Source organism: Lactococcus sp. S47 (assembly GCF_016517475.1).
Taxonomy (GTDB): domain Bacteria; phylum Bacillota; class Bacilli; order Lactobacillales; family Streptococcaceae; genus Lactococcus; species Lactococcus lactis.
On record NZ_JACVUB010000008.1, the window covers coordinates 69,083 to 92,117 of the forward strand.

Annotated in this window: 29 protein-coding genes, 1 other RNA gene and 1 pseudogene; 11 read left to right on the forward strand and 20 right to left on the reverse strand. The window is 34.5% G+C overall.

Annotated elements, in window-relative coordinates; translation table 11 throughout:
- Positions 1 to 161: 161 nt before the first annotated feature.
- The 6 genes from IAE52_RS09220 to IAE52_RS09240 form a co-directional block, all read right to left on the reverse strand.
- Entirely contained in the window at positions 162 to 1,088 is a 927-nt protein-coding gene (locus IAE52_RS09220) for a RecT family recombinase (RefSeq protein WP_109991043.1), read from the reverse strand.
- Positions 1,085 to 1,276, reverse strand: a complete 192-nt coding sequence (locus IAE52_RS11585; protein ID WP_233610983.1) for a hypothetical protein — start codon at positions 1,274 to 1,276, stop codon at positions 1,085 to 1,087. The genes IAE52_RS09220 and IAE52_RS11585 overlap by 4 nt, the downstream gene beginning before the upstream one ends.
- Positions 1,277 to 1,390: 114 nt before the next feature.
- A complete protein-coding gene (locus IAE52_RS11590; RefSeq protein ID WP_233610984.1) occupies positions 1,391 to 1,918 on the reverse strand; it encodes a hypothetical protein in 528 nt (175 codons plus the stop codon).
- 295 nt (positions 1,919 to 2,213) lie between these two features.
- The gene (locus IAE52_RS09230; protein WP_109991044.1) at positions 2,214 to 2,504 is read right to left on the reverse strand and encodes a hypothetical protein; all 291 of its coding nucleotides are present in this window, start codon (positions 2,502 to 2,504) and stop codon (positions 2,214 to 2,216) included.
- 12 nt (positions 2,505 to 2,516) lie between these two features.
- Complete coding sequence (locus tag IAE52_RS09235; protein ID WP_109991045.1) at positions 2,517 to 3,263, reverse strand: phage antirepressor KilAC domain-containing protein; 747 nt, start codon at positions 3,261 to 3,263, stop codon at positions 2,517 to 2,519.
- A gap of 11 nt (positions 3,264 to 3,274) precedes the next feature.
- Complete coding sequence (locus IAE52_RS09240) at positions 3,275 to 3,514, reverse strand: helix-turn-helix transcriptional regulator (RefSeq protein ID WP_109991046.1); 240 nt, start codon at positions 3,512 to 3,514, stop codon at positions 3,275 to 3,277.
- A 153-nt stretch (positions 3,515 to 3,667) separates the two neighbouring features.
- Here IAE52_RS09240 and IAE52_RS09245 point away from each other — a divergent pair, with 153 nt between their 5' ends.
- From IAE52_RS09245 to IAE52_RS09275, 7 genes and pseudogenes are all read left to right on the forward strand, one after another.
- Positions 3,668 to 4,273: a hypothetical protein gene (locus tag IAE52_RS09245; protein WP_109991047.1), complete on the forward strand. Its 606-nt coding sequence runs from the start codon at positions 3,668 to 3,670 to the stop codon at positions 4,271 to 4,273.
- Between the two features lie 439 nt (positions 4,274 to 4,712).
- Positions 4,713 to 5,264 carry a helix-turn-helix domain-containing protein gene (locus tag IAE52_RS09250; RefSeq protein WP_109991049.1) on the forward strand — a complete coding sequence of 184 codons (552 nt, stop codon included), beginning with the start codon at positions 4,713 to 4,715 and terminating at the stop codon, positions 5,262 to 5,264.
- 10 nt (positions 5,265 to 5,274) lie between these two features.
- Entirely contained in the window at positions 5,275 to 5,862 is a 588-nt protein-coding gene (locus tag IAE52_RS09255) for a hypothetical protein (protein WP_200136779.1), read from the forward strand.
- Positions 5,863 to 5,876: 14 nt separating this feature from the next.
- Entirely contained in the window at positions 5,877 to 6,077 is a 201-nt protein-coding gene (locus IAE52_RS09260) for a hypothetical protein (RefSeq protein ID WP_058205866.1), read from the forward strand.
- A 55-nt stretch (positions 6,078 to 6,132) separates the two neighbouring features.
- A complete protein-coding gene (locus IAE52_RS09265) occupies positions 6,133 to 6,471 on the forward strand; it encodes a DUF898 family protein (RefSeq protein ID WP_195229148.1) in 339 nt (112 codons plus the stop codon).
- A 102-nt stretch (positions 6,472 to 6,573) separates the two neighbouring features.
- Positions 6,574 to 7,224 (forward strand): hypothetical protein, encoded by a 651-nt coding sequence (locus IAE52_RS09270; RefSeq protein ID WP_200136780.1) that lies wholly within the window; start codon positions 6,574 to 6,576, stop codon positions 7,222 to 7,224.
- Between the two features lie 131 nt (positions 7,225 to 7,355).
- Positions 7,356 to 8,443 (forward strand): annotated as a pseudogene (locus IAE52_RS09275) (tyrosine-type recombinase/integrase).
- Positions 8,444 to 8,582: 139 nt separating this feature from the next.
- Here IAE52_RS09275 and ssrA read toward each other — a convergent pair.
- Together ssrA and IAE52_RS09285 are read right to left on the reverse strand one after the other, a co-directional pair.
- Positions 8,583 to 8,941: a transfer-messenger RNA gene (gene ssrA / locus IAE52_RS09280) on the reverse strand.
- A 197-nt stretch (positions 8,942 to 9,138) separates the two neighbouring features.
- Positions 9,139 to 9,474 (reverse strand): putative DNA-binding protein, encoded by a 336-nt coding sequence (locus IAE52_RS09285; protein WP_003130477.1) that lies wholly within the window; start codon positions 9,472 to 9,474, stop codon positions 9,139 to 9,141.
- A 183-nt stretch (positions 9,475 to 9,657) separates the two neighbouring features.
- Here IAE52_RS09285 and IAE52_RS09290 point away from each other — a divergent pair, with 183 nt between their 5' ends.
- From IAE52_RS09290 to IAE52_RS09300, 3 genes are all read left to right on the forward strand, one after another.
- Positions 9,658 to 10,368, forward strand: coding sequence for a response regulator transcription factor (locus IAE52_RS09290; protein WP_012898054.1), 711 nt, complete (start codon positions 9,658 to 9,660; stop codon positions 10,366 to 10,368).
- Positions 10,358 to 11,911, forward strand: a complete 1,554-nt coding sequence (locus IAE52_RS09295; RefSeq protein ID WP_109991052.1) for a cell wall metabolism sensor histidine kinase WalK — start codon at positions 10,358 to 10,360, stop codon at positions 11,909 to 11,911. The genes IAE52_RS09290 and IAE52_RS09295 overlap by 11 nt, the downstream gene beginning before the upstream one ends.
- Positions 11,912 to 12,010: 99 nt before the next feature.
- Entirely contained in the window at positions 12,011 to 12,451 is a 441-nt protein-coding gene (locus IAE52_RS09300) for a DUF4395 domain-containing protein (RefSeq protein WP_012898056.1), read from the forward strand.
- Positions 12,452 to 12,458: 7 nt separating this feature from the next.
- Here the strand turns inward: IAE52_RS09300 and IAE52_RS09305 are convergent, their stop codons facing one another.
- The 7 genes from IAE52_RS09305 to IAE52_RS09335 all read right to left on the reverse strand — a co-directional run bounded on the left by IAE52_RS09305 (position 12,459) and on the right by IAE52_RS09335 (position 17,838).
- On the reverse strand, positions 12,459 to 13,166 hold the full coding sequence (locus IAE52_RS09305) for a GntR family transcriptional regulator (RefSeq protein WP_003130471.1): 708 nt from the start codon (positions 13,164 to 13,166) through the stop codon (positions 12,459 to 12,461).
- Positions 13,167 to 13,357: 191 nt separating this feature from the next.
- A complete protein-coding gene (locus IAE52_RS09310; protein ID WP_012898057.1) occupies positions 13,358 to 14,410 on the reverse strand; it encodes a BMP family protein in 1,053 nt (350 codons plus the stop codon).
- Between the two features lie 258 nt (positions 14,411 to 14,668).
- Entirely contained in the window at positions 14,669 to 15,061 is a 393-nt protein-coding gene (locus IAE52_RS09315; RefSeq protein ID WP_003130469.1) for a cytidine deaminase, read from the reverse strand.
- A complete protein-coding gene (deoC, locus tag IAE52_RS09320) occupies positions 15,048 to 15,710 on the reverse strand; it encodes a deoxyribose-phosphate aldolase (RefSeq protein ID WP_058211422.1) in 663 nt (220 codons plus the stop codon). The genes IAE52_RS09315 and deoC overlap by 14 nt, the downstream gene beginning before the upstream one ends.
- A gap of 12 nt (positions 15,711 to 15,722) precedes the next feature.
- Entirely contained in the window at positions 15,723 to 15,911 is a 189-nt protein-coding gene (locus IAE52_RS09325) for a hypothetical protein (RefSeq protein WP_003130467.1), read from the reverse strand.
- A 1-nt stretch (position 15,912) separates the two neighbouring features.
- On the reverse strand, positions 15,913 to 17,205 hold the full coding sequence (locus tag IAE52_RS09330; RefSeq protein ID WP_109991053.1) for a pyrimidine-nucleoside phosphorylase: 1,293 nt from the start codon (positions 17,203 to 17,205) through the stop codon (positions 15,913 to 15,915).
- Positions 17,206 to 17,235: 30 nt separating this feature from the next.
- On the reverse strand, positions 17,236 to 17,838 hold the full coding sequence (locus IAE52_RS09335; RefSeq protein ID WP_003130463.1) for a class I SAM-dependent methyltransferase: 603 nt from the start codon (positions 17,836 to 17,838) through the stop codon (positions 17,236 to 17,238).
- 187 nt (positions 17,839 to 18,025) lie between these two features.
- Between IAE52_RS09335 and coaA the strand changes: the two genes are divergently transcribed.
- A complete protein-coding gene (gene coaA / locus IAE52_RS09340) occupies positions 18,026 to 18,946 on the forward strand; it encodes a type I pantothenate kinase (protein ID WP_017864671.1) in 921 nt (306 codons plus the stop codon).
- Positions 18,947 to 19,015: 69 nt separating this feature from the next.
- Here the strand turns inward: coaA and psiE are convergent, their stop codons facing one another.
- From psiE to IAE52_RS09365, 5 genes are all read right to left on the reverse strand, one after another.
- Positions 19,016 to 19,447: a phosphate-starvation-inducible protein PsiE gene (gene psiE, locus IAE52_RS09345; RefSeq protein ID WP_010905975.1), complete on the reverse strand. Its 432-nt coding sequence runs from the start codon at positions 19,445 to 19,447 to the stop codon at positions 19,016 to 19,018.
- Between the two features lie 53 nt (positions 19,448 to 19,500).
- Positions 19,501 to 20,445: a cation diffusion facilitator family transporter gene (locus tag IAE52_RS09350; RefSeq protein ID WP_012898061.1), complete on the reverse strand. Its 945-nt coding sequence runs from the start codon at positions 20,443 to 20,445 to the stop codon at positions 19,501 to 19,503.
- A gap of 294 nt (positions 20,446 to 20,739) precedes the next feature.
- Entirely contained in the window at positions 20,740 to 21,042 is a 303-nt protein-coding gene (locus IAE52_RS09355; RefSeq protein ID WP_200136781.1) for a helix-turn-helix transcriptional regulator, read from the reverse strand.
- Between the two features lie 80 nt (positions 21,043 to 21,122).
- The gene (locus IAE52_RS09360; RefSeq protein WP_003130454.1) at positions 21,123 to 21,665 is read right to left on the reverse strand and encodes a ParB/RepB/Spo0J family partition protein; all 543 of its coding nucleotides are present in this window, start codon (positions 21,663 to 21,665) and stop codon (positions 21,123 to 21,125) included.
- On the reverse strand, positions 21,647 to 22,966 hold the full coding sequence (locus tag IAE52_RS09365; protein WP_161934676.1) for a DUF3440 domain-containing protein: 1,320 nt from the start codon (positions 22,964 to 22,966) through the stop codon (positions 21,647 to 21,649). Before IAE52_RS09365 ends, IAE52_RS09360 begins: the two co-directional genes overlap by 19 nt.
- Between the last annotated feature and the right edge of the window lie 69 nt (positions 22,967 to 23,035).

Below are 23,035 nucleotides of genomic sequence, written 5' to 3' on the forward strand. Positions count from 1 at the left end.
ATAGATCATCTTGACCTCCTACCGCAAAAGCGGGAGTAGTTGAAAGCATGCTCAGGCTGACTAAATACGAGCACTACCGCCCAAGGTAGTCTTGCTTAAAGTTGAATTATTTCTAATTCTACTGCTCAGGATTAGTGAGGACTGCAGTTTGCTCATAGGTTTTAAAGCAATGGTAATTCTTCGGCAATTGATTCTTCGTTATTTTCCGATGATTCGGTTTGCTCTGAAGTTTGAACTTCTTCTTTTGGAGTTTCTACTTGCTTCGTTTCTGCCTCTTCAAGAACAAAATCATCATCAGGAACTTCTGCTTCCTTAATCACTGTTCCTTCTTCGTTGTTATCCAATGCTGCAGCACTGGTTGGCTCTGCATAAGATTTAATAATAGGTTTGAGTAATGCCTTGATGACCGTTCTCTTACTCATTTCTTCTGGAAAATCTTCTTGATTTTTATTGAAAGCTGTTAGCTTTCCTTTTTCAATTTTGCTTGTATCCGCAACTTTCACTGTCCAAGATTTACCGTAATTATTGTGACGTTGTTCTTCAACAAAGTTTTTATCCAAACTATTCGTTTTAGACCAAGATTTACTTATTTGATAAACGGACATATAGTGAGCAATTTCCTCATCCCCAATTTTCACTTTCGCATAAGCTCCAATAATGTCATTATCAATAGCTTCAAAAGCTTTTTCGTGTTCCAATGTTCGTCCTTGAAAAAAAACCGTCTCTCCTTGGCGAACCACCTCTGCGAAAATGCTGCCTCTTTCAATTTCTGGAATGTCGTAAGCAAGTTTTTTGTAACCAAAGTACGATTCCATAAGCATCACTTGCCCTTTTTTATTAGGAATAACATAGAGTTGGTCTTTTCGAGGGTCGAGACCTTTGCTTGCTACTTTTATCAATGTGTCAACAATTACTTCTTTTGAGACTGTAAACCCACTGTTGACTATTGCTAAAGCTGTGTACCCTAGCGCACCTTCCGCATCGAAGTTTTTAGGAATATTCACTCCCATGGTAATCTGACGCTTTAAAGTATTTAATGCTGCTTTTTGGTATTGTTCTGCTGTTGTCACTTGAATTTCATTTGTCATTTTAATAGTCCTTTAATTTTTTTGATAAGCCCTAAAACAGATTCTCCAGTATATTCTTTACTTGGATCAATTAAGTTTTCAAGTTTTGTTAGTCGAGTTAGAACTTCTTGGGTTTTTTCAGCCTGTGATTTTTGGATATTATCAACGGCTTGAGCTTTTGCGTTTGCTCTATTACGCTCTTGTTCCAACTCTTTTTGAATAGCTTGTGTATCGTTGGCTTCTTGGCGAGCTAAGTCCTGCTCACGTTGGCGTAGCTCTTGTTCTTTTTTAGCCAGCTCTTGTTGCTTGTCTCGTTCAGCAATTCAAGCTGCTTCCAAAAGTCGTTCTTGTTCCAAATTAGCCTGAGCTTGCAAACCTGCACTATCTATTTTGTCTTGGATAGATTTCTTTAAATCTCCTTTTGTAGTTAGTGCATCAACACTTGTGAATCTGCCTGTTGTTAAAACAAATCTAGTTCCTGAAAGCCCATAAACTACATTGGTTTCATGTACTGCTAAGTCAACTGCTTCAAATCCTGCTCTTCGTCTGCGCTCATCGAAGTCGCTGTTCATTTGAGTAATCTTAGTTACAATTCCAGCAAACTTAGAACGAGCTTCCCAGACTTGAGGATTTCTATCCCTGAAAACTTCTATTATTTCATCAATTTGTTTCTTTTCTGATAGGTCGATATCGTTAATAGTTGCTGAAATTTCTTTTTTATAATTATTTAAAAATGTTTTATCATCTTTGCTGTTTACGATGTCCGGAACTTTATTTTCAACTTCTTTAAGGAAAGAAAACAATTCATCATTTTGTAAAATTCCTCCCTCAAAAACTACTGGTACTGTCATTTAACGTTCTCCGTTTCTTATTTTTGTTGAAACGTGATATAATCTAGGTATAAAATTTTGAAGACACATCACGTCTTTGCGTTCACTTTGCCGAGTGGACGCTTTTTTGTTGTTTGCTCATATTTAGTAAACCTCAAGTAATACTCCACCGCTTCTAAGTGGTGTAAAATTCATTGTCTTACCTTGATAAAGCACTGTATCGGTCTTTCTTGTGATAATCCACTTTGCACCATCGATTAGAGCAGTTTGAAGCGCAGCATCTGCTTCTCTGGATGTTAAAATTATGTTTTTAATTTTATTTACCTCGTCTTTGTAACTGTAGATTCCTTGGTTCTTTGAACCAATCAATAACTAAATCTCTTGACCATTTTGTGCCTGATTTTCCGTAACTCATTTCAGCAAATTTCAAATGCTCTTTAAATGAAATCGCAAATGTACTTTCATCTCCGCAGCCAATCAGCTCCATGACTTGTTTTTGAGTTAAAGCAAGAGGGTACTTACCGTCATCAGAGATAAAATCATGCATGGAATTTAAAACATTTCCTCTAACAGAATCTCGCATTTGTTGAATCATTTCTTCAAACATGAGTTTTCCTTTCTAAGCTTCAAGTTCCTGCAAAAATTTATTCACAAAATAAATTTGACCTTTGCCAGTAACTTTAGGCGTTTTAGTAATCCTTACTGATCCATCGGTATTGTTATGAGTAGTTTCTTTAATTTCAAAGAAGCCACGGTCTAATGATTTTTGGGTAGGCATATTCCAGTCTTCACCCTTTCGGTTACTAAGCCAACCTTGACTACGCAATTGCTCAAACAAGCGATTTTGTCCGATTTCAAAGCCGTTTTGCCGAAGCAGTTTAGCCAGATGTACTACCAAGATAGAACTTCGAGAAGTCGCTACACTATCTGCAAACAAAGCTTTTGGCTTCATTTCAGTGATAATCAGCTCTTTTGCCTTTAGTTGTTGACCTGCTTGTAAAAGTAAATCAGCGAGTCCGCTGCCGTTTATTACATCTAGAGCTTTTTTGTCAGTCATATATGCTCCGTTTTTTCGGATTATTTTCAGGATTTCTTTCACTTTTTTCTTGAAAGCTTTCGCCTGTTGTTTTTTAGATGACATGAGAACTTCATAAAGTCCATCTTCAGTTAAAAACCACATATTACGATTTTGACCTGATGCAAGGATTGGTTGCATCAGCTTTTCATCATCATCAACTGTTTTTAGCATTTCGGATGCTCTTGAGTGTTCGATGAGTTCTGCAATATCTTTTGCGAAGAATAGAGGATTTTCTGCTGTTCCATAAATTTTGGCATTGAATCCATCAATATTTTGTAATTCGTTCATATTTCACCTTTCTAACTAGCTTCAAACCGATTATATTCGGTTGTTTTTCCTAAAAAAATATAATCAATAGGATAATCATAGATATCTGCCAATTTTCGAGCTAGATTCATGGGTATTTCAGTACTATCTTTTTCATAACTCAAAATAGTTTGATAATTTTTACCTACAATCTCAGCCACTTCTTTAGCTGAAAATCCAGCATTAGTTCTTACTGCTTTTAATTTAATTTTGGGTGGTGTTTTCTCTGCCATACTGGCTCCTTTCTATTTTTAAATTTCTGCATTCGCAGTAAGGGAAGTTCAGGAATCGAACCTGTTCGCCAGTCTTCCCTGCTCATTGTGAGCGATATCATAACTCCGTGCTATAATGTAAGTGACTAAACTAAAATTATATCGGAGATTTTTATGAACAAAGATAATATTGGTAGTTTTAATTTATTTCACTGGATAGGTGAACAAAAAGATTGGCTAACTGTTTTCTTATCACTCACCGCCATCTTAATATCTTTTATAAGTTTAACTTATCAGATGAAAATTAATGCTCACAACCAAGAAAGAGAATTCATAAAAGAACAGCGTTCTCAAGCAATAAACGTATCAATGTGGCTTTCACCCGAAAAAATTGGTACCGAAACTCCCAATGTTACTATTAGTAATTCAAATTTAAATGCGATTTATGATATTTTTATATTTTCAGTATCTAATATGAGTTCGGGAACAATTGATGACCTCGGAAATTTAAATAAAGATAAACACGATAATTACTATCAAGATGTTCAATATATTGAAGTTCTTCCTCCTGGTAATTCAAAAATAATATTGACCTCTCAAAGTTCCATGGGCGGAGAACATTCAGTGCCCGAAATGACTTTTAAAGATTCTAATGGGGAAACTTGGTTTAGAAATAAAAATGGAAATTTACACAAGGTGAAATCACTTGAAAAGTTATTACCGAAATATAAAATCTCTTTTCCTCTCACTCAGTATTCTAAAAAAGTAATTTATCCATAATATATGCTGACCAAGATATCCCCCATAAAGTAAATACTATTGTACCAATAATGAGTGAAATTTTTAATATCAATTCTCCCTCTGATGAAGCTAACTTTATACAGAGTAATATACCTGCCGATAGTTCACCGAATAACACGATAAAGGCTAGTGTTAGAATTACTTTATGCATCGTATATCTCTCATTCCGCCCCATTGGGGCTTTTTATTTTCCAAACTTGTTACTTACGCTGAGTTGAATACAACGTGTAACTACATTCTCAGAAGCTGCGCAACAGTTTTGTTCGTTCGCTTGTTTGACTTTATGAGTTAATTATACCACCGATTTAATTCGGTGTCAATGATTAAAACGATTTAATTCGATATGTTTTCGCTTTTATCATTTACAACACCGATTTTTTCCGGTATAATGTTTTTAAAACATAAGGAAAGTTGAAATATGGGAAGAGCAAAATTAACGCCAAGAGAAGAATCGTTAAAACCTATTATTGCTACTAATATAAAAAAATATTTAGATGAATTTAACAAAAAACCAGCAGATTTACAACGGGGCACCGGAATAGCGCAAAGTACAATTAGTGATTATACCAGTGGAAAAACATTAGTTAATCCTGGTAATGTTGAAAAAATTGCTAGTTTTTTTGGAATATTAAAGTCTGATATTGACCCAAGGTTTAGTGATGAGTGGGTAAATGAAAACGAATTTCCTATCATCGAAAAAACAATTAGTGCCATGAAACAGCTTGAAGAACCACGCCAAAAAATAGTTCTCGATACTGCTTCTTCTCAATTAGAAGAACAGAAAAAAGAACAGACTAAAGTTGTATCCATTAAAGCTGAACAACAAAAGCGAGGTATTGATCTTGCAGATTTAGTAGATGATAGCAAAGTTGATTGGGATAAGTGGGTTTCGTTTGATGGTAAGCCATTAACTGATGAAGTTAAGGAAGCCATGAAAAAAGCACTTGGAAAACAATTAGAAGACAAATAAGGAGGTTTCTATGAGCAGACAGGAGCTTTTAGAATATCTCTTCAAAGAAATTGAAAAATGCGGGTTTAAGATTGTTGATGTTGGATTCTTTCCAGTTCCCGCAGCCGTTAATTTTGATAACAAGATAATGATTTATAATTCTGATGAAGCTTCCCCTTTTGAGATTGCTCATGAATTAATTCATGTTCTAAATAAAGATAATCATCGTGGAGATTACTTTGATGCAACTAACCCTCAAGAAGTTATAGCGAATCGCGAGTCCGTTCTTCTTCTTTGGGAAATATTTGAAGCTAACGGGGGAAGCTACGAATATTTCAATGTGTTTGTAAATACAACAGACGCACCATTTGAGTTAGCTGAATCAATAATAAAAAATGAATATTTAGAGATGCATAAAGCTATCACTGAAATTTTTGAAGATGAAATAAAAGTCAGTATTAATAAGCAAGAAATGCATGACTATATTATCGATTATATTAGCTATTTTGATGTAATTGAAACTGTTAATATTTATCAATTTTTAGATCGTTATCATCTAAGCCATAATTTCTATAATATGGCTGAAACAGAATTCCAGCAATTATTGGGCACTGTTTAATTTTAGGAGAAACTATGAAATTTGGAATGAGAAAGCCTAGCTTAGCAAAAAGTTTTAAAGCTAGAACAACTGCAAAATATAAACGTAAAGTGAAAAAAGCCCTTATTCCTGGTTATGGAAAAAAGGGCATGGGGATGATTAAAAATCCGAAAAAAGCAGTTTACAACAAAGTTTATAAGAAAACAACTTTCTCAATTTGGGATTTGTTTAAATAAAACAATTATGAGCAATGTCTTGAACCTCAATAAAAGCTGGACAGGAGAAAATTTTATGAATAATGGATATGGACCAGAAACTAAATGGGGACGTCAATCTTTTTTTGATGGTGGCTTATTAAGTTTTATTGGTTGGAATATTTTAGGTGCTATTATTACTACTGTCACTTTGGGCATCTGTTATCCTTGGGCATTATGTATGGTTTATGGTTGGAAAATCAATCATACAGTAGTTGATGGCCATCGCATGAGCTTTAGTGGATCAGCTATTGGCCTTTTTGGAAACTGGATTAAATGGTTGCTTCTTTCTATTGTTACATTAGGAATTTATGGTTTTTGGGTAGCAATAAAGCTTGAAGATTGGAAAGTTAAAAACACGACCTTTATAAATTAAAAAAAATCCACCCTATCTTTAGATGGAGCAGGGTGGAATTAAACTTATAAAAATACGAGCAATGTCTTGAATCTCGTTAAAAGCTAGGTTGGGAGAAAATTTATGGAAAAACTAAAAAACTTATGGGATGACAAATTATGGTTCAAAATACTAGTAATTGTTATTATATTAGCTTTAAGCTACTGGTTTGGAATCATTGCAATACTTTTAGGATTTATTTTATTCATTTATGCTATCGTAACAGTTATTAGAAAATATATTTTTAAAAAAAATACCAGATTTAAAGTACGTTATATACTTCTTAGTTTCCTTGCCTTAACAATCGTGGGTGGATATGGGTATGCTCAGACACATCCAGAAGAAATGGAACAAAGTAGAATTAGTCAGCAAGAAACTAAAAAAGCTGCCGAAACTAAAAAGGCTGAGGACGCTAAAAAAGCTGCCAAAGCTAAAAAAGCTGAGGACGTTAAGAAAGCTGCCAAAGCTAAAAAGGCTGAGGACGCTAAAAAGGCTGAAGATGCTAGACAAGCCGAAGCCGCTAAACAAGCCGAAGCCGCTAAACAAGCCGAAGCCGCTAAACAAGCCGAAGCCGCTGCTCAAACACAAGCTGCTGCTCAAGCACAAGCTGCTGCTCAAACTGAACAAAATGGAAATTCTACTGGTTATACTCGGGATGCAAATGGCAGATGGCACCGTTCTAACGGACAATTTGCTTCAAAAAAAGAAATTGCTGCTGCAGGACTAGTTTGGTAAATTTTAATCAAAAAATCCACCCTATCTTTGGTCGGACCAGGGTGGATTTAATCTCAAATACAGTATAAACACTTCAAACGAAGGTCTATTACTGTACTCAATTTTAGCAAGAAATGGGGTAAAAATCAACTTTGGAAATAAAATCATATAAAAAGAAGAACGGCACTACTGCTTATAAATTCAGAATATACTTAGGAAAAGAAAATGGAAAAGATAAATATATAAAACGTTCAGGTTTTTCTAATAAAACTGATGCAAAAGCTGCTATCATGCAACTACAAAAAGAAATAGATAATCCTACTCCTAAAAGTGAAATAACTTTTAGAGAATTATACAATGAGTGGCTAATAATCTATGAAAAGGAAGTACAGAACAGTACCTATTATAAAACTACGAGAGCTTTTGATAAGCATGTTTTGCCAAAATTTGGTGACGAGAAACTGTCTGATTTTACACCACTAAAGCTACAAGACTTTCAAAATGACTTATCAGACAAGCTCAAATTTGCACGTAAGCTCTTTGGAATGATTCGCAAAGTATTTAATCACGCTGCACTTTATGGATACATACAATCAAATCCAGCGCTCCCTGTTACATCCCCAAAAATAAAACGAACAGCCGAAAGTAAAAAAGATTTCTACAACCCAGATGAATTAAAACATTTCATGAAATTACTTGAAGCAACAAACAATATTAAAAAAATAGCCTTATTTAGACTACTCGCATTTACTGGAATAAGAAAAGGCGAGTTACTTGCCTTGGAATGGTCTGATTATCCAAAAAAGACACTTGATATAAATAAGGCTGTTTCTAACTCTCCGCTCGGGCTTGAGGTTTCTGCTACAAAAACTAAGGCAAGTATTAGATTAATAAGTCTTGATGATAAAACTTGCGACATACCCAACCAACTACATGTTGCTTTTCCTGATAGCACTAAAATATTTGAATCTGAAAACGGTGGTATCCTTTCTCCTTCTAAGCCAAGAAAATGGCTACATGAGATAATAAAGAATAGCGATTTAGAACCGATAAGAATACATGGCTTTAGGCATACTCATGCAAGTTTATTATTTGATTCAGGCATGACTTTAAAAAAAGTTCAATATCATATCGTTTAGGTCATTCTGATTTAAAAACCACTATGAACGTTTATACCCATATTACAGAATTTGCTAAAGATAATATTGGAGATAAATTCTCGGCATATATCGACTTTTAACTAGCTAAAAACTGCTAGTTTTTTTGTATTTTTTTGGGTCAGCTTTTTATCCGATTATATCGTATCATATCGGATTATAAAAAACAAAAACCGCTCTGTTGAGCGATTTCTAATACTATAGGATTCTATAAAAACCATTCAATGGAGGCGAGGGGAGTCGAACCCCTGTCCAAACACCTTGCTACATCAACGTCTACAACCATAGGACTTTCTCAAATTTAACAAAATGCCAAAGCCAGTCTCAAACAGCGACATTTTGCGGGGCTTTAAATCTCTTTTGCTGCGTCAAGCCTCCACAACAACGTATCTGACTAAAAGTTTAGGCCGTCAAATTGCCATCAGTGAGCAAAAATCAGGCACGCATGGTGCTGTTTAGGCTGCCATTGCGTAAGTTTGTGTATTATTTTTAGCAGTTATATTTATCTGCGGATGATTATCCTGATCCCTCAGCAGTTGCAGTTCATGCGCGACAATGCCTGTCGAATCCGTAACGCCCCCAAATTTAAGGAGAGACCTACTGATTATTCTGTCAGTAATTCTTTGAACCTTGAAGTCTAATTATAGCATATTTTAACTTTTCTGTCAGTAAAATTTCTTTAAAGTATGTATTTTATATGAGAAAGGTGAGCTGACAGATTCCTTTATCATTTGATTCAAAGCTGTCAGTAATAAAAAAATTTCTGTCAGTAAATTCTTTAAAACTCTTCTTCATCAATTTGTTGAATTTCTTGTAGTTTAGTGATTAAATATTGGTCAGTAGAATATTTTTTCATTAGCTCTTCTAATAATTGATTACGAACCACATAATTACTAAAAAGATGTAATTTTTCTTCGTAGCTTTCAAGTACTTTTTCTGTTCTCTTGATATTGTCATAGACAGCTTGACGACTGATATTAAATTCTTCAGCAATCTCTGCCAAACTATAATCATCGGCATAATAAAGTTCAATGTAATTCATTTGTTTATCAGTCAAGAGTGTCGCATAAAACTCAAAAAGAGTATTCATTCGATTCGTTTTTTCGATTTCCATAAGCTCTATTATAACAAAATTTATATCATTTTTTATGTTTATTCATTATTTTCTAATTGATGATTTAAAATAATAAAATGTAATTTTTTTATCTTTATCAAAGTCTAAGTATCCATTATTTTTTTAGCTAAAAATAATAATTTATTCTATACAAAACTCCCTGTTTTCGTTATAATTAAAAGTATGAAAAAAATTTTAATTGCTGATGATGATCGGGCAATTTTGACCCTTTTATCTTATAATTTTCGGCAAAATGATTACGAAGTAACTATTGTATCAGACGGGAAAAAAGCTTATGACAAAGCTCGTAAAAATCCCTTTGATTTACTTCTACTTGATTTAATGATGCCCGAATATTCCGGAATTGAAGTCACCCAAAAACTTCGTAAAGAAGGTAATTTTACACCAATTTTAATTTTAACTGCTCGAGATGATGATGAAATGAAACTGACAGGGCTGTCAGCAGGTTCTGATGAGTATTTAGATAAAACGACTCCAATGAAAGAAATCATTGTCAGAGCCGATGCGCTCATTCGCAGAAATCAAATGTATAACCAAGCACCCTCCGAAACTGTCAGTGAAGCTTTAGATGAAAGTCCTTCATCATTAGTTACTGACAGATTGGTCATTGATTTTATAAAAAAAGAAGTCACTTTTGACGAAAAAGTTTTAGATTTAACCAAACGAGAATTTGAAATCCTTGAACTCTTAGCTAAAAGAGAGGGAAAAATTGTCAGTCGTGAAGAACTCCTGCAACATTTTTGGGGAATTTCAGACACTGCTGAAACCCGCACCATTGATGTGCTCATTTCTAAAATTCGTAAAAAATTAAATAATCATTATATCAAAACAAAACGAGGATTCGGATACTATTTTGAAGAAAATGAAACTTAAACACATCATGCTTATGACGGTCCTATATATTATTGCGACCTTAAGTTTGGTGATTCTATCGAACCAAAATATCTTAGAAAATGATACAAATCGAGTATTAAAAACAATAGATAAAATACAACTCTTTTTAGAAAAACATCCTGATAATCCTCTGCCAGATAATTTTGAACATCTTCCAAAGAATACAGTAAATTCGGATACTAAAAAAATTAAAAAGGGTGCGACTTACGCACGTAGTTTAGATTCTCAAGAAATAACCGTGACCAGTCCCATATTTAGCGAGGGTCAAATTAACGGTTATCTAAAGGTTACAGAAAATCGTACCTCTACTTTCTTTACAGATTTTGCCATTATCATTTTTGCAATTTTATTTTACTTGGCTGTCGCCATCCAAGTTTTACGTTCTGCTCAGAGAGCTTATGTTTTTCGAGAAAATACCGTTGCTAAAATTAAAAATATCGAGCGCAGCCCATTGACTCAAAGCTATTTGATGAATGAGAACGACGATAAAATTACAACTGAGCTCAATAAATTGGGCGAAAAAATTCAGAAACAAGCGCTCTCTCATACTGAAAAGAAAGAAAATCTCTACGAATTTATTGAATTTTTCCAATTTCCGATTTTCATTTATAATAATAAAGGAAAAATTCGTCGGGCCAATGCTTCTTTTAAAAATGAATTTTCAGATACTGAAAATCTAGATATTTTCAGCCCCTATGCTGATTTCTTAAATTTTCTTGTTGATAAAATTTTACATCCTGATATTCAAGAAAAACTTTTCTATTTTGAAAAACTTGGGGCTTATTATCAAGTCCGTATCACTCCTTTACCTGATTTGGACAGTCGATTTATGGTGACTATGATGGATGTTAGCTCTTATCGTCGAACAGTGGATGCCCACAATGCTTTTATTGCTAACGTTTCTCATGAATTAAAAACTCCCCTTACTTCTATCAAAGGCTTCGCTGAACTTCTGGAAACAGATTCAATTTCAGGTTCTGACACAAAAAATTTCGCATCTATTATCAATAAAGAAAGTTCACGCCTGATGAATTTAGTTCAGGATACACTGCTTTTGACCAAACAAAATCATCGAATTGATAAAAAGAAAATTAATCTTACAGCTTTGATACAAAATATTCTCCAAAGCTCAGGACCACAAATTAATGAAAAATCACTTCATTTAGAATCCCAAATTGAAGAAATCACTTTTAAAACCAACGAACCAATGGTTCACAGCATTTTTGAGAATTTGATTGAAAATGCAATTAAATACACTCCAGCAAATGGACAAATTTTTGTCAGCTTACATCTTGAACAAAATAAAGTTATCTTCAGTGTAACTGACAATGGTCCTGGTCTTAGTGAAATTCAAAAAGAGCGAATTTTCGACCGCTTCTACCGGGTTGATGAAAGTCGTGCAGAAGTTAGTGGAACAGGTTTAGGACTTGCTATCGTTGAGAAAAATGTTCAAGAGCTTCACGGAACAATTGACGTTGTATCCATTCTTGGAAAAGGGACAACTTTCACCGTCAATCTTTAATCGAAGCCTTCAACAAATTTACTTATCAAATTAAAAAAATCTTATAACCAAAACTCTCCAATTAAGATAAAATCAATTTATCAAGATTGGAGAGTTTTTATGGCTAAATATACATTTCAGGGCATTCCTCGCCCACTCGTTCGTACTAATCAAACTTTTATTGTTCTCAGTGTTATTTTGGCAGTTGTCACTCACTTCTATTGGATTCTCCTACTTTCTATTCTCGCTGGACTATCTGGCATTCTTTTCGAGAGAAATTTTATTATTTTAATCGCCAAAAGATTTCTAAAAAAGAAAACTTCAGAATACGTGCTCGAAGATAAATCAGACCTTCGCTTCAATCAAATTATCGCTACTGTTCTATTAAGTGCTAGTTTGATTTCCTCAATCACTAATCATCCTATCTTAGCAATAATCTTTGCAGCTTTTGTTTTTCTAGCCGCTTCTATTGCTTTAAGTGGTTTTTGTATAGGATGTTGGATTCATTTTCAACTTCGTCAGTACAAATATCGTCGGCAAGCAAAAAAAGGACTTCACTAAGTCCTTTTTATCTTTCCAAATAAAATTCAAAACGGTCACCAACATATTGAGATAAGACATATTCAAAAGCTGTACCATCTGTTAAATAAGAAACCTGAGTTAAACCAAGAATAGCAGCTCCAACTCTTGTTTTTAAATACTCTGAAACCTCTGTACTGACTCTTTTAGCTGAAACAATCTGTTCACTACGACCAATCACATGTCCGTGACTTTCTAAAGTTTTAAAGAAGTTACTCGTAATTTCTTTTTTATCAAAAGATTTGACCAATTTGAAAGGAATGCTTGCCACTTCATAACAAATTGGAACATTATCCGCATAACGAATCCGCTCCATTCGGATGATGGAATCCTTTTTGGTGATATTTAGTTTTTCACATTCAACCTCATTTGGCGCCGTTCTAATATAACTCAAAACTTCTGTTGAAGGAACTTTACCTTGTGAGCTGATAATTTCTGTAAAGGAAGTTGTTCCACGCATTTTTTCGCGAACACGTCGGCTAGCAACATAAGTTCCAGAACCCACACGACGGTCAAGAATTCCTTCATCAACCAAAGCTGTTACCGCTTGTCTTGCTGTCATTCGACTGACAGTAAAACGCTCGGCCAAATCACGTTCGCTTGGAAGACGTTGTCCAATTTTCCAGATGCCTTTTTCAACTTCATCTTTTAAGGCATCATGTATTTTTACATAATTCGGTACTGATTTTCTTGCCATAGTTCCCCCTAACTAAATAATAACAATATATACCACTTTAATATCTGTCTACCATTATATCACAGTTCATATGACTTACAAATAAAGAACATTTAAAATAATCGCAAATCTTATCTTCTATTAGCTTTTAATTTATAAAAAAAGAATTAGTTAATATAACTAACTCTATTTTATCTTTTATCAGTATTCAATTATTTTGAAGGAACAGTGATTTTTCCATCAATAATATCTGCTTTTGCTTTAGCAACTGCATCTTTGATTTCTGAATTTGCACTGTCAAGTCCTAAGTTAACCCCACCATTTTTAAGGTCATAAGTAACGATTGTTCCACCAGGGAATTTACCATCTTTAGTCTTGTCAGCGATATCTTTTACAACATTACCAACTTCTTTGATTGTTGATACAAGTACAAAGTTAGAATCTTTACCGTCTTTAGATTTGTATTTTCCAAGATATTCTTGGTCTTGGTCAACACCGATAACCCAAACTTTGTCAGCCTCATTTTTAGTTGAGTTCAATGCTTTAGCTTCACTGAAGACACCAGTTCCTACACCACCAGCACATTGATAAACTACGTCATCACCAGCACCGTACATAGCTGCAGCAATTGTTTTACCCTTGGCCGCGTCAGAGAAAGATCCCGCATATTGAACATCAACTTTAATATCTGGGTTTACAGATTTAGCTCCAGCTTCATAACCTTTTTCAAAACGTGTAATAACATCTGATTGCATTCCACCGATGAAACCAATTTTGTTAGTCTTAGTTGCTTTTGCGGCAGCTACACCAGCAAGGTAGGCACTTTCGTTATCAGCAAAAGTTGCTGATGCCACATTTTTTTGGTCTTTGATGACTGAGTCAACGATTACAAAGTTAGATTTAGGATTATTTTTTGCTGCAGCTGATGTTGCATCTTGTAAAGAGAATCCGATACCAAACAAAAGTTTGTAGCCTTGTTGTTCCGCAGAGTTATAGTTAGTTGTATAATCTGAAGCAGAGTTAGATTGGAAATAAGTGTATCCTGTACCTTTTTTCAGGTTATTTTCTTTCCCCCAGCTTTGAAGACCTTCCCAAGCGGATTGGTTAAATGAACGGTCGTTTACACCACCAGTATCGGTGACGATTGCTGCTTTAAGGTCAGTTTTTGCTTTACCTGATCCGGCTGCGTCATGTGAACGGCATCCTGCAAGGACTGCGACTGATGCAAGTGCGAGAGCACTAACTGCGATTACACGTTTTTTCATGGAAAGGGTATCCTCCGAGTTTTGTTTGGCTAAATATAGCTTAAGACTATTTTAAGATATATTTAGCCTTTTTGCAAGTCCAAATAAGCTGAATATCCCTTTTTCTCGCTAAATGTTCGGAAATAAGCTATCAATTACTAAGAATTATTCATATTTATCAGCAATTACCATTTTTACATTTTTTAAAAGAAAAAAGATAAAGCGCTTACTTTAGTTACAAATTAATATGCTACCTGTTGATAGCATATCAATTTTATTTTAATCAAGATTTTTGAAAGAATATGGTAAAAGTTCCTCAACTGAAGTTTCTTTTACATTATCATTTTTAGAAATCAAAAAAACTGGCATATCTGCTGGACAAAATTCTGCAATAACTTGTCTACAAGCACCACAAGGGCTAATTGGTTCTTCTGTTTCTCCGAATACATAAAGAGCATCAAAATCTTTCAGGCCTTCTGATATTGCTTTAAAAATAGCTGTTCGTTCAGCACAATTAGAAAGTCCAAAACTAGCATTTTCAATATTACAACCTGTGATAATTCGACCATCAGTTGTATGAAAAGCTGCTCCTACAGGAAAATGAGAGTAGGGAACATATGCCAAACTCGCCGCTTCGCGTGCGGCAGCAATCATTTTTTTAGTAGTTGTCATTTGAAGTCAGACCTTCCATAATTGCAACACCAGCCGAAACACCAAGACGTGTTGCACCAGCATCAATCATTGCTTTTGCTTCTTCAAGATTATGAACTCCACCAGAAGCCTTAACTCCCATATCTAGGCCAACCGTTTGACGCATTAATTTTACATCATGAACAGTCGCTCCACCTGTTGAGAAACCTGTTGAAGTTTTGACAAAATCAGCACCAACTGCTTTAGCAATTTGGCAAGCTTTAATCTTTTCATCGTCAGTTAAAAGGCTTGTTTCAATGATAACTTTAAGAAGTTTATCACCTTTTACTGCGTTGACAGCTGCGATATCTGACTCAACAAGATTCCAATCCTTAGATTTGGCTGCGCCAATATTAATGACCATGTCAATTTCATCAGCACCATTTTCAATAGCGTTTTTAGCTTCAAAAGCTTTGAGTTCAGAAGTATTAGCACCTAAAGGAAAACCAATTACTGTACATACTTTAACGTCTGAGTCTTTAAGTTCTTGACTGGCATAACTTACCCATGTTGGGTTAATACAAACGCTCATGAAATCATATTTTTTTGCTTCATCAATTATTTGTTGAACTTTAGATTTTGGAGCATCGGCTTTAAGAATAGTATGGTCAATATATTTATTAATTTGCATTTTATGTTCTTTCTATTTTTTTAATCTTAAGTAAATTATTCCAACGATGAGATAGACTACAACGAAGATAATGATAAAAGCAATAAGTTGAATAAGCCAACCAAAATTTTGTAAGTACAATTTGGTCGCTGCTCCAGCCAAAGCTGACAAGATAACTTGCAGGGCCATAACAGGTGTTGGGATTTTTAAATCATTTTTCATCTTATCTGATAATTTCTAGAATTTCTTTTTGATGAACTTGTTGATCACTAATGACCAAACTGTCATTAAATTCAGCAACTAATTCGTCAGTAATTTCGCGGTTGGAATAAAGATGAGCAATGACTTCACCGGCACTCACCTTATCTCCTACCTTTTTCGTCAGAGTAACACCTGCTTCAAAATCAATATCATCAGTCTTAGTTGCACGTCCTGCTCCTAATTTCATAGCAAGAAGACCAATTCCTAAGGCTTTTTCTTCACTAATAAATCCTGATTTATCTGCTTTAATTTCCACTTGATATTTTACTTGAAGAGGAGCTGTCAAATAGTCAAAGGCAGTTGGGTCACCACCTTGGGCATTGACCATTTCAACAAATTTTCCGTAAGCTAAACCATTAGTAAAATGCTCTAAAATTTCAGGAATTGATTTTTCAAGTCCCGCAAGTTGCAGCATAATTTGGGCAAGTTCCGCAATAAATTCTTGGAATTCCTTTGGCGCTTTTCCTTGTAGAGTATGAACTGCTTCAGTCATTTCATTTCGATTTCCGATAGCAAAACCAAGAGGCTGACTCATATTTGTGATGACAGCGACGGTTTCTCGTCCTACAGATTTACCAAGGTCAACCATTGTTTGAGCGAGAAGGCGAGCATCTTCAACTGACTTCATAAAAGCCCCATCTCCTACAGTTACATCTAGTAGAATGGCGTCAGAGCCTGCGGCAATTTTTTTGGACATGACAGAACTAGCAATTAGAGGAATAATATCAACAGTTGCTGTGACATCTCGAAGAGCATAGAGTAATTTATCGGCTTTAACAAGTTCATCGGATTGCCCAATTATGGCAATTCCTGTTTCTTTGACCTGATCAATAAATTCTTTTTCCGTTTTTTCAAATTTGAAGCCAGGAATTGACTCCAATTTGTCCAAAGTTCCTCCCGTATGTCCAAGCCCACGACCAGACATTTTCGCAACAGGAACCCCAAATGACGCTACAAGCGGAGCTAAAATAAGTGTTACTTTATCGCCCACTCCACCAGTAGAATGTTTATCAACCTTGATTCCGGCAATATCAGTCAAATCGAATTCTTTTCCTGAATGAACCATTGCCATCGTGAGATAAGCAGTTTCTACTGTTGTCATCCCTTTAAAATAAATTGCCATCGCAAGTGCTGACATTTGATAGTCTGGCACGATTCCTTTGACATAATTTTCAATCATCCAATCGATTTCAGCTTGGCTAAATTCACCACTATCTCTTTTCTTTTGAATGAGATCAACCATCCGATAGGTCATAGGCTCCTCCTCGTTTTATCTTATCAATAATTATATATTTTTATAACTTCTTAAAATAAAGTATCCTTTGTCTCTGGCTACAAGCTGACAATTACCAAATACTTCTTCCATTTTCTTTTGAGCAGACGGGGCACCCTGTTTCTTTTGGATAACAATCGTCAAATGCCCTCCATCATTTAAGTGACCAAAAGCACCAGCTAAAATTTCATGGACCACTTCTTTACCGGCCCTAATTGGCGGATTTGAGATAATCGCATCATATTTTTCACTGACAGACTCATAAATATTTGAAAGTTCAATTTTACTATTACTGACAGCATTGTCAATTGCGTTTTGACGGCATAAATCAAGTGCCCGACTATTGACATCAACCATTGTCACACCTAAATCAAACTTTTTAGCTAAGGTTAACCCTAATGTTCCATAACCACACCCAACATCTAAAAGACTTTTTGCACTTTCAGGTTGATAGTTTTCTAATAAAACACGAGAACCATAATCAATTCCATTTTTTGAAAAGACACCACGATCTGTTTTAAAACGCATTGACTGACCTAACAATTCAACTGTTAAGGTCTGGAAGTCATGCGATAAATCTTGATTGTCTTCATAATACATATTTGTTTTAACCATTAATTTTATTTTAACATAAAAGCCCTTTTTTATCTTAAAAAATTTTTTAGAACTTCTACTTATTTTGTAATCTCTTACACTTTTACTGACAGAAGTGTAAAAATCTTGTCAGTAACTTATTTAATACGCTTACAGATTTATTAGTTTTTTTACCTTGATAAGCCAAAAATATGATAAAATATTTGTCATGAATGAATTCATTAATTTTGACGAAATTAGCCGAAAAACATGGCAAAATCTTTATAATACTTCGATTGCTCCCTTAACTCATGATGAGTTAGAGTCAATCCGCTCACTCAATGATGAAATCAGCTTACAAGATGTGGAGGACGTCTATTTACCACTGATTCATCTTCTTCGCTTATATAAAAAAAATTTAGAAGACATGAGTTACTCTAAAGGACTTTTCCTACAAAAAATTGTCAAAACTCCACCACTCATCATTGGGATTTCTGGCTCAGTCGCCGTTGGAAAATCAACGACCGCAAGACTTCTCCAGCTTCTCCTTTCACGTGCCTTTCCAAAATTAACCGTTGATTTAGTGACAACCGACGGATTTTTGTACACGACTAATGATTTAAAAAATATGGGGATTCTCGACCGCAAAGGTTTTCCCGAAAGCTATGATATGGAAAAATTAACAAGTTTTCTTTATCACGTCAAAAATGGTGAAAAATTTGAAGTTCCGATTTACTCACATGAAACTTACGATATTTTACCTAACCAAAGTCAAATCATTGACAGCCCTGATATTCTTATTGTAGAAGGAATTAATGTGCTTCAAAATCCACAAAATCAACTGCTTTATATCAGTGATTTTTACGATTTTTCAATTTATGTCGATGCTGACGAAAAACTCATTGAAAAATGGTACCTCGAACGTTTTGATAGCCTTTTAAAACTAGCTAAATATGACCAGACAAACTTCTATCATCAATTTACAAAAATGCCAGAAGATAAAGTAATCAATCTAGCCCGTGAAACATGGGCACGTGTCAATCGTGTCAATCTCAGAGAATATATTGAGCCCACAAGAAATCGGGCAGAAATTATTCTTCACAAAACAGAAAATCACTATATTGACAAAATTTACCTGAAAAAATTCTAAAAAAAATACTGACAAATCTGTCAGTATTTTTATTGTCTTCAATTTTACTGACAGAACTGTCAGGCAAGATTAGAAATAATCTGCTGTATCATCATTTGGAAAAACAAATTTCTTTAAGACAAAGACACCAATAATTAATATCAGAATAGCACTAGCAATCAATAATACTCCAACCAATCGTTCATGATAGGTTAACAACAGTCGAATCAGTGAAGTAATCCCGAGTGATAAGAGGAAAATTAAAGACACATGTCCTTTATTTCTCAATGAAGTGATAATCAAAGTTAAAAATTCAAAGAAGATAAAGAAGGAGAGAATACTTTCCAAAATATCATAATAATGAACCTCACTCTCAGAAAGAAAAGCAAGTAAAACAAGATTATAAACTTCTCTAAATAGAAAATAAACCATCAAAAGCCCTACTACCATAAGCAACATAAAACTAATTTTCGATAATAGATTAGCAAATTTTAGTTCAATATGATTAAAAAAATTTTTCATAGGCGCTCTCCTTCTTGTCTCATCTTTAAAATATTTCTGTCAGTAAATTAGGCTTATAAATCTGAAGATTGGACATAGCCCTGAACGAATTCGTCAATTTCAATATAAATATAGCACTTCTTATCACTAATTTTTTTTCTGATTTCCGCTTCAATTTGATTAATAATCTCATAATCTTCTAAAACAAGCTTACTCACCAAATCAATTTTTGCAGCAATCAAAATCTCTGTTGGTCCAAGGTGAACCGTTTTAACATTAATTACTCGTTCTACTTCAGGACGATCAAAAGCTGTCAAAATCTTTTCTAAATCACTATCTGTCACACGTTCACCAACAATTAAACTATAAAATTCTCTTGTTAAGAAAATCGCTGCTGCCATAAGCAAGAACCCAATCAACAACCCACTAATTGCATCAAAAACAGGATTGCCTGTCACCATCGTCAAGACAGTTCCTAAAAGCGCTAAAAGCAAACCAATAATTGCGCATAAATCCTCAGCAAAAATAACTAAAATTTCACTGTGACGACTTTCATGCAAAAACTTAAAGATTGGTAATTTTTCTGTATTCAATTCGCTAATTTCTTTAAAAGCCACTCTTAATGATGAACCTTCAATTGCCATGCCAATCAACAAGATTCCAATAACAATGCCCGCATTTTCAACACTGTGTGCTGGGTGAACCAACTTATCATAGGCCTCCATTACACCAATGACACCCCCACCAAAAAAGAGGAATGTTGCCACTATCATACTAAAGAAATATTTTGCCCTAGCTTCGCCAAATTGATGGAGATTAGTGCTCGCTTGTCTTGAACGACGGTCGCCAAACAAAAGTAAAATCTGATTCCCACAATCCACCACTGAGTGAATACTTTCATTAAGCATCGCTGCTGAGCCAGATAAACCAAATCCAATAAACTTACTGATTGCAACCAGAACATTAGCCCCAAGTGCCGCAAAAACCGCAAACATCCCTGAAGATTTTTTCTCTTCCATAACTCTCTCATTTCCTATTCAATCTATCTTAATTATAACATAAGCCCTTATTTAAGATTTAATTTGTAACTTTTAAGTCAAAAATAAAGAAAACTAAAAGGCTCTTCCTACAAAGAAAGAACCTTCAAGAGAATAAATCATCAAAACCTATCCTCAATACTATGTAAGAAAAGAAGTCAAATGAATTCCACTAATGAAGCTTCACTCAACCAAAACAATAATACAACATTTACAAAAAAGTGTCAATCCCTTAACGTAAATATTTTAGTGAAAAATTAATCTAAACGTTTCTTATTATTTTTGACCTTCTAAAATCAAGATTTCAAGTTCTTTTTTCTCACGATTCAATTTTTCTAAACGATAAGCTAAACTATTTTTATTGTCTTTTTCTTCGATTCCTAACAAAAATTCAATTGACACATTAAAATAGTTTGCCATTTCAAAAACACGACCAACACTCGGTTTTTTCTTATACTTATAATTTTTCAAAGTATTCCGAGGATAACCAAGTTCCCGCTCAACTTGATTAAAAGATTTATGAGCATCTTTAATCAACAACTTTAATCTTGAGTAAACAAACAAATATCCATGTTCCATAATAATAATCCTTCTTTTTTAATTTTTTATAGATAAGTTTTCAATAAGTGAATAAAATAAATTCAAAGAAACATTCAAATTCACTCTTCACTGATTTCTTCATCTTCTTCCCAATTCCAAGCCCGAGAAAATTCCTGATTTTGGAAAAGTGAAGCCAAACCACTCAACTGTTTTAAACGAAGCAACTCTTCTTTATCCATTCCAATATGTTTCATAATCCACTGGTCACTCAACCCCGATTCTACCAATTGTTGAACAATTTCCGTCATCAATTCGATTGAATGTGTGCCTCTAGCACGATTATGTCGAATGGTACTAGCAATTCTATCTTCAAGTGGACGATCAATAATCGAAACAGGTAAACAATTGCCTTCTCGTTTAGCAATTTCTTCAGAGTTTTTCATAACAAGATAACGATGAAAACCATCCACAATTTCATAAAAATCCTGTTCTTTATCGTAATAACAAACGATAGGCATTGTATAACCATCTTCCAAAATCGACCGTTCAAGTAGTTGAAATTCAGGAGGTGCTGTTCGGTTTGGATTATAAGCATTTGCTCTAATCTTCTCAATTGGCACTCGCCTGATATCATAAGCTGGACTTATAAAAATGTCTCCCATTTTTCCATTGCCTCTTGTTTTTTCTGTAATTCATCCTTCGTTTGACCAAATCCCATATACTGACAAGAAGTATCATTCTTTAAAATCGTGATACACATGCGTTTGTATGAAGGAACCAACCTAAAATTTTTAATTGGCACATCATCTGGATAATCTTTAAAGCGAATCACTTCGTATCTTTGCTTATATTTGCGCTTATTTGTTGGTGGACCCAAACGTTCAAAATCCGAGCCAAGCTCCTCTAACTCATCAATCACATTTTCTGGTAAAGCTCCACCAGTTTTCATCCAATAATCCATTGAAGATTTAAATTTTTTACGATAAACCTTTCGAGTTTCCTCTGGCAATGTCTCAAGTAAAAATTCAACATAAGATTTCCAAGTATGTCCTTTAGGGAGCACAGCTCCACGGTAACCCATTGCTGCAGTTCCACCATAAAGCGCTGCAAAATTTGCTCCATTAACACGACCAACTAATTTTCCCCAAGTCGCTGGCTCTAACGCCTGATAGAGTTTTAATGAATGCACCCCACACTGATGGAAAGGATTAGCAACCCTCATTGATTTATAAGGAACTCCCGCCTGATAGTACAAATCATAAAGATGATTATAATCAAGCTCAAATTTAGCATTAGCTCGCCAGATATCTTCAAATAACCAATCATACATTGGATAAAAATTAAAGACATCTTGACTAATACGATGGCTATAATTAGTCGTTCCAAAACGAGAAAAAGTCTCCTCGCGCGTCACCGCATTATAACGATTTAAACTTTCCTGAGCACGAATTCCCACTAAAACAGCCGTTCGTACGACCTCTTTTTCTCGATGAAGCCATTGGCAAAACTTACTTTGAAACTCATAATCAGACATTCCAACTTTAAAAAATGGAAATTCTTGATTTTCTAAACAAATAGCTTCTGGAGGAATTGAATTCAACCAAAGTTCATGATGTTCTGGGTCCCAAGGCAACCAAGTTGATTGTGACATCGAAATTCCACAAGAAGCCGATATAGGAAGACAGACGTGATAGTAATCAAATTCTGGATATTTTCCCATTGAACGTTCAATATAATCTTTAGTTTCTTGATAATTTCCCTCATAATCCAAATAAAAAACAGAAACTTTTATCCCTTTTTTCATCCAATCATGACTTTCATAATAAAGACGAACCAATTCCAACATCAAACCCGAATCCTTACCCCCAGAAAAGGAAATAATCAGGTGGTCAAAATAACTACAAATATAATCTAGTCGATGATTAAATGCTTCATAAACATTTTCATTTTGATAAACTTTCACCTCGTCTTTCCTTTCCATTATTGATTTCATTTTTCCAAAGCGCTTCGTTAAAACTATCAACAATTATAT

Bases quoted from the DNA above. Each gene is read 5' to 3' on its own strand.
- IAE52_RS09220 (WP_109991043.1), bottom strand. From the start codon at position 1,088: ATGACAAATGAAATTCAAGTGACAACAGCAGAACAATACCAAAAAGCA.
- IAE52_RS09270 (WP_200136780.1), top strand. From the start codon at position 6,574: ATGGAAAAACTAAAAAACTTATGGGATGACAAATTATGGTTCAAAATA.
- IAE52_RS09305 (WP_003130471.1), bottom strand. From the start codon at position 13,166: ATGGCAAGAAAATCAGTACCGAATTATGTAAAAATACATGATGCCTTA.
- IAE52_RS09360 (WP_003130454.1), bottom strand. From the start codon at position 21,665: ATGGGAGACATTTTTATAAGTCCAGCTTATGATATCAGGCGAGTGCCA.
- psiE (WP_010905975.1), bottom strand. From the start codon at position 19,447: ATGAAAAATTTTTTTAATCATATTGAACTAAAATTTGCTAATCTATTA.
- IAE52_RS09315 (WP_003130469.1), bottom strand. From the start codon at position 15,061: ATGACAACTACTAAAAAAATGATTGCTGCCGCACGCGAAGCGGCGAGT.
- IAE52_RS09325 (WP_003130467.1), bottom strand. From the start codon at position 15,911: ATGAAAAATGATTTAAAAATCCCAACACCTGTTATGGCCCTGCAAGTT.
- IAE52_RS09240 (WP_109991046.1), bottom strand. From the start codon at position 3,514: ATGGCAGAGAAAACACCACCCAAAATTAAATTAAAAGCAGTAAGAACT.
- IAE52_RS09350 (WP_012898061.1), bottom strand. From the start codon at position 20,445: ATGGAAGAGAAAAAATCTTCAGGGATGTTTGCGGTTTTTGCGGCACTT.
- IAE52_RS09330 (WP_109991053.1), bottom strand. From the start codon at position 17,205: ATGACCTATCGGATGGTTGATCTCATTCAAAAGAAAAGAGATAGTGGT.
- IAE52_RS09250 (WP_109991049.1), top strand. From the start codon at position 4,713: ATGGGAAGAGCAAAATTAACGCCAAGAGAAGAATCGTTAAAACCTATT.
- deoC (WP_058211422.1), bottom strand. From the start codon at position 15,710: ATGCAAATTAATAAATATATTGACCATACTATTCTTAAAGCCGATGCT.
- coaA (WP_017864671.1), top strand. From the start codon at position 18,026: ATGAATGAATTCATTAATTTTGACGAAATTAGCCGAAAAACATGGCAA.
- IAE52_RS09335 (WP_003130463.1), bottom strand. From the start codon at position 17,838: ATGGTTAAAACAAATATGTATTATGAAGACAATCAAGATTTATCGCAT.
- IAE52_RS11590 (WP_233610984.1), bottom strand. From the start codon at position 1,918: ATGACAGTACCAGTAGTTTTTGAGGGAGGAATTTTACAAAATGATGAA.
- IAE52_RS09310 (WP_012898057.1), bottom strand. From the start codon at position 14,410: ATGAAAAAACGTGTAATCGCAGTTAGTGCTCTCGCACTTGCATCAGTC.
- IAE52_RS09255 (WP_200136779.1), top strand. From the start codon at position 5,275: ATGAGCAGACAGGAGCTTTTAGAATATCTCTTCAAAGAAATTGAAAAA.
- IAE52_RS09355 (WP_200136781.1), bottom strand. From the start codon at position 21,042: ATGGAACATGGATATTTGTTTGTTTACTCAAGATTAAAGTTGTTGATT.
- IAE52_RS09295 (WP_109991052.1), top strand. From the start codon at position 10,358: ATGAAACTTAAACACATCATGCTTATGACGGTCCTATATATTATTGCG.
- IAE52_RS09290 (WP_012898054.1), top strand. From the start codon at position 9,658: ATGAAAAAAATTTTAATTGCTGATGATGATCGGGCAATTTTGACCCTT.
- IAE52_RS09245 (WP_109991047.1), top strand. From the start codon at position 3,668: ATGAACAAAGATAATATTGGTAGTTTTAATTTATTTCACTGGATAGGT.
- IAE52_RS09300 (WP_012898056.1), top strand. From the start codon at position 12,011: ATGGCTAAATATACATTTCAGGGCATTCCTCGCCCACTCGTTCGTACT.
- IAE52_RS09235 (WP_109991045.1), bottom strand. From the start codon at position 3,263: ATGAACGAATTACAAAATATTGATGGATTCAATGCCAAAATTTATGGA.
- IAE52_RS09285 (WP_003130477.1), bottom strand. From the start codon at position 9,474: ATGGAAATCGAAAAAACGAATCGAATGAATACTCTTTTTGAGTTTTAT.
- IAE52_RS09265 (WP_195229148.1), top strand. From the start codon at position 6,133: ATGAATAATGGATATGGACCAGAAACTAAATGGGGACGTCAATCTTTT.
- IAE52_RS09260 (WP_058205866.1), top strand. From the start codon at position 5,877: ATGAAATTTGGAATGAGAAAGCCTAGCTTAGCAAAAAGTTTTAAAGCT.
- IAE52_RS09230 (WP_109991044.1), bottom strand. From the start codon at position 2,504: ATGTTTGAAGAAATGATTCAACAAATGCGAGATTCTGTTAGAGGAAAT.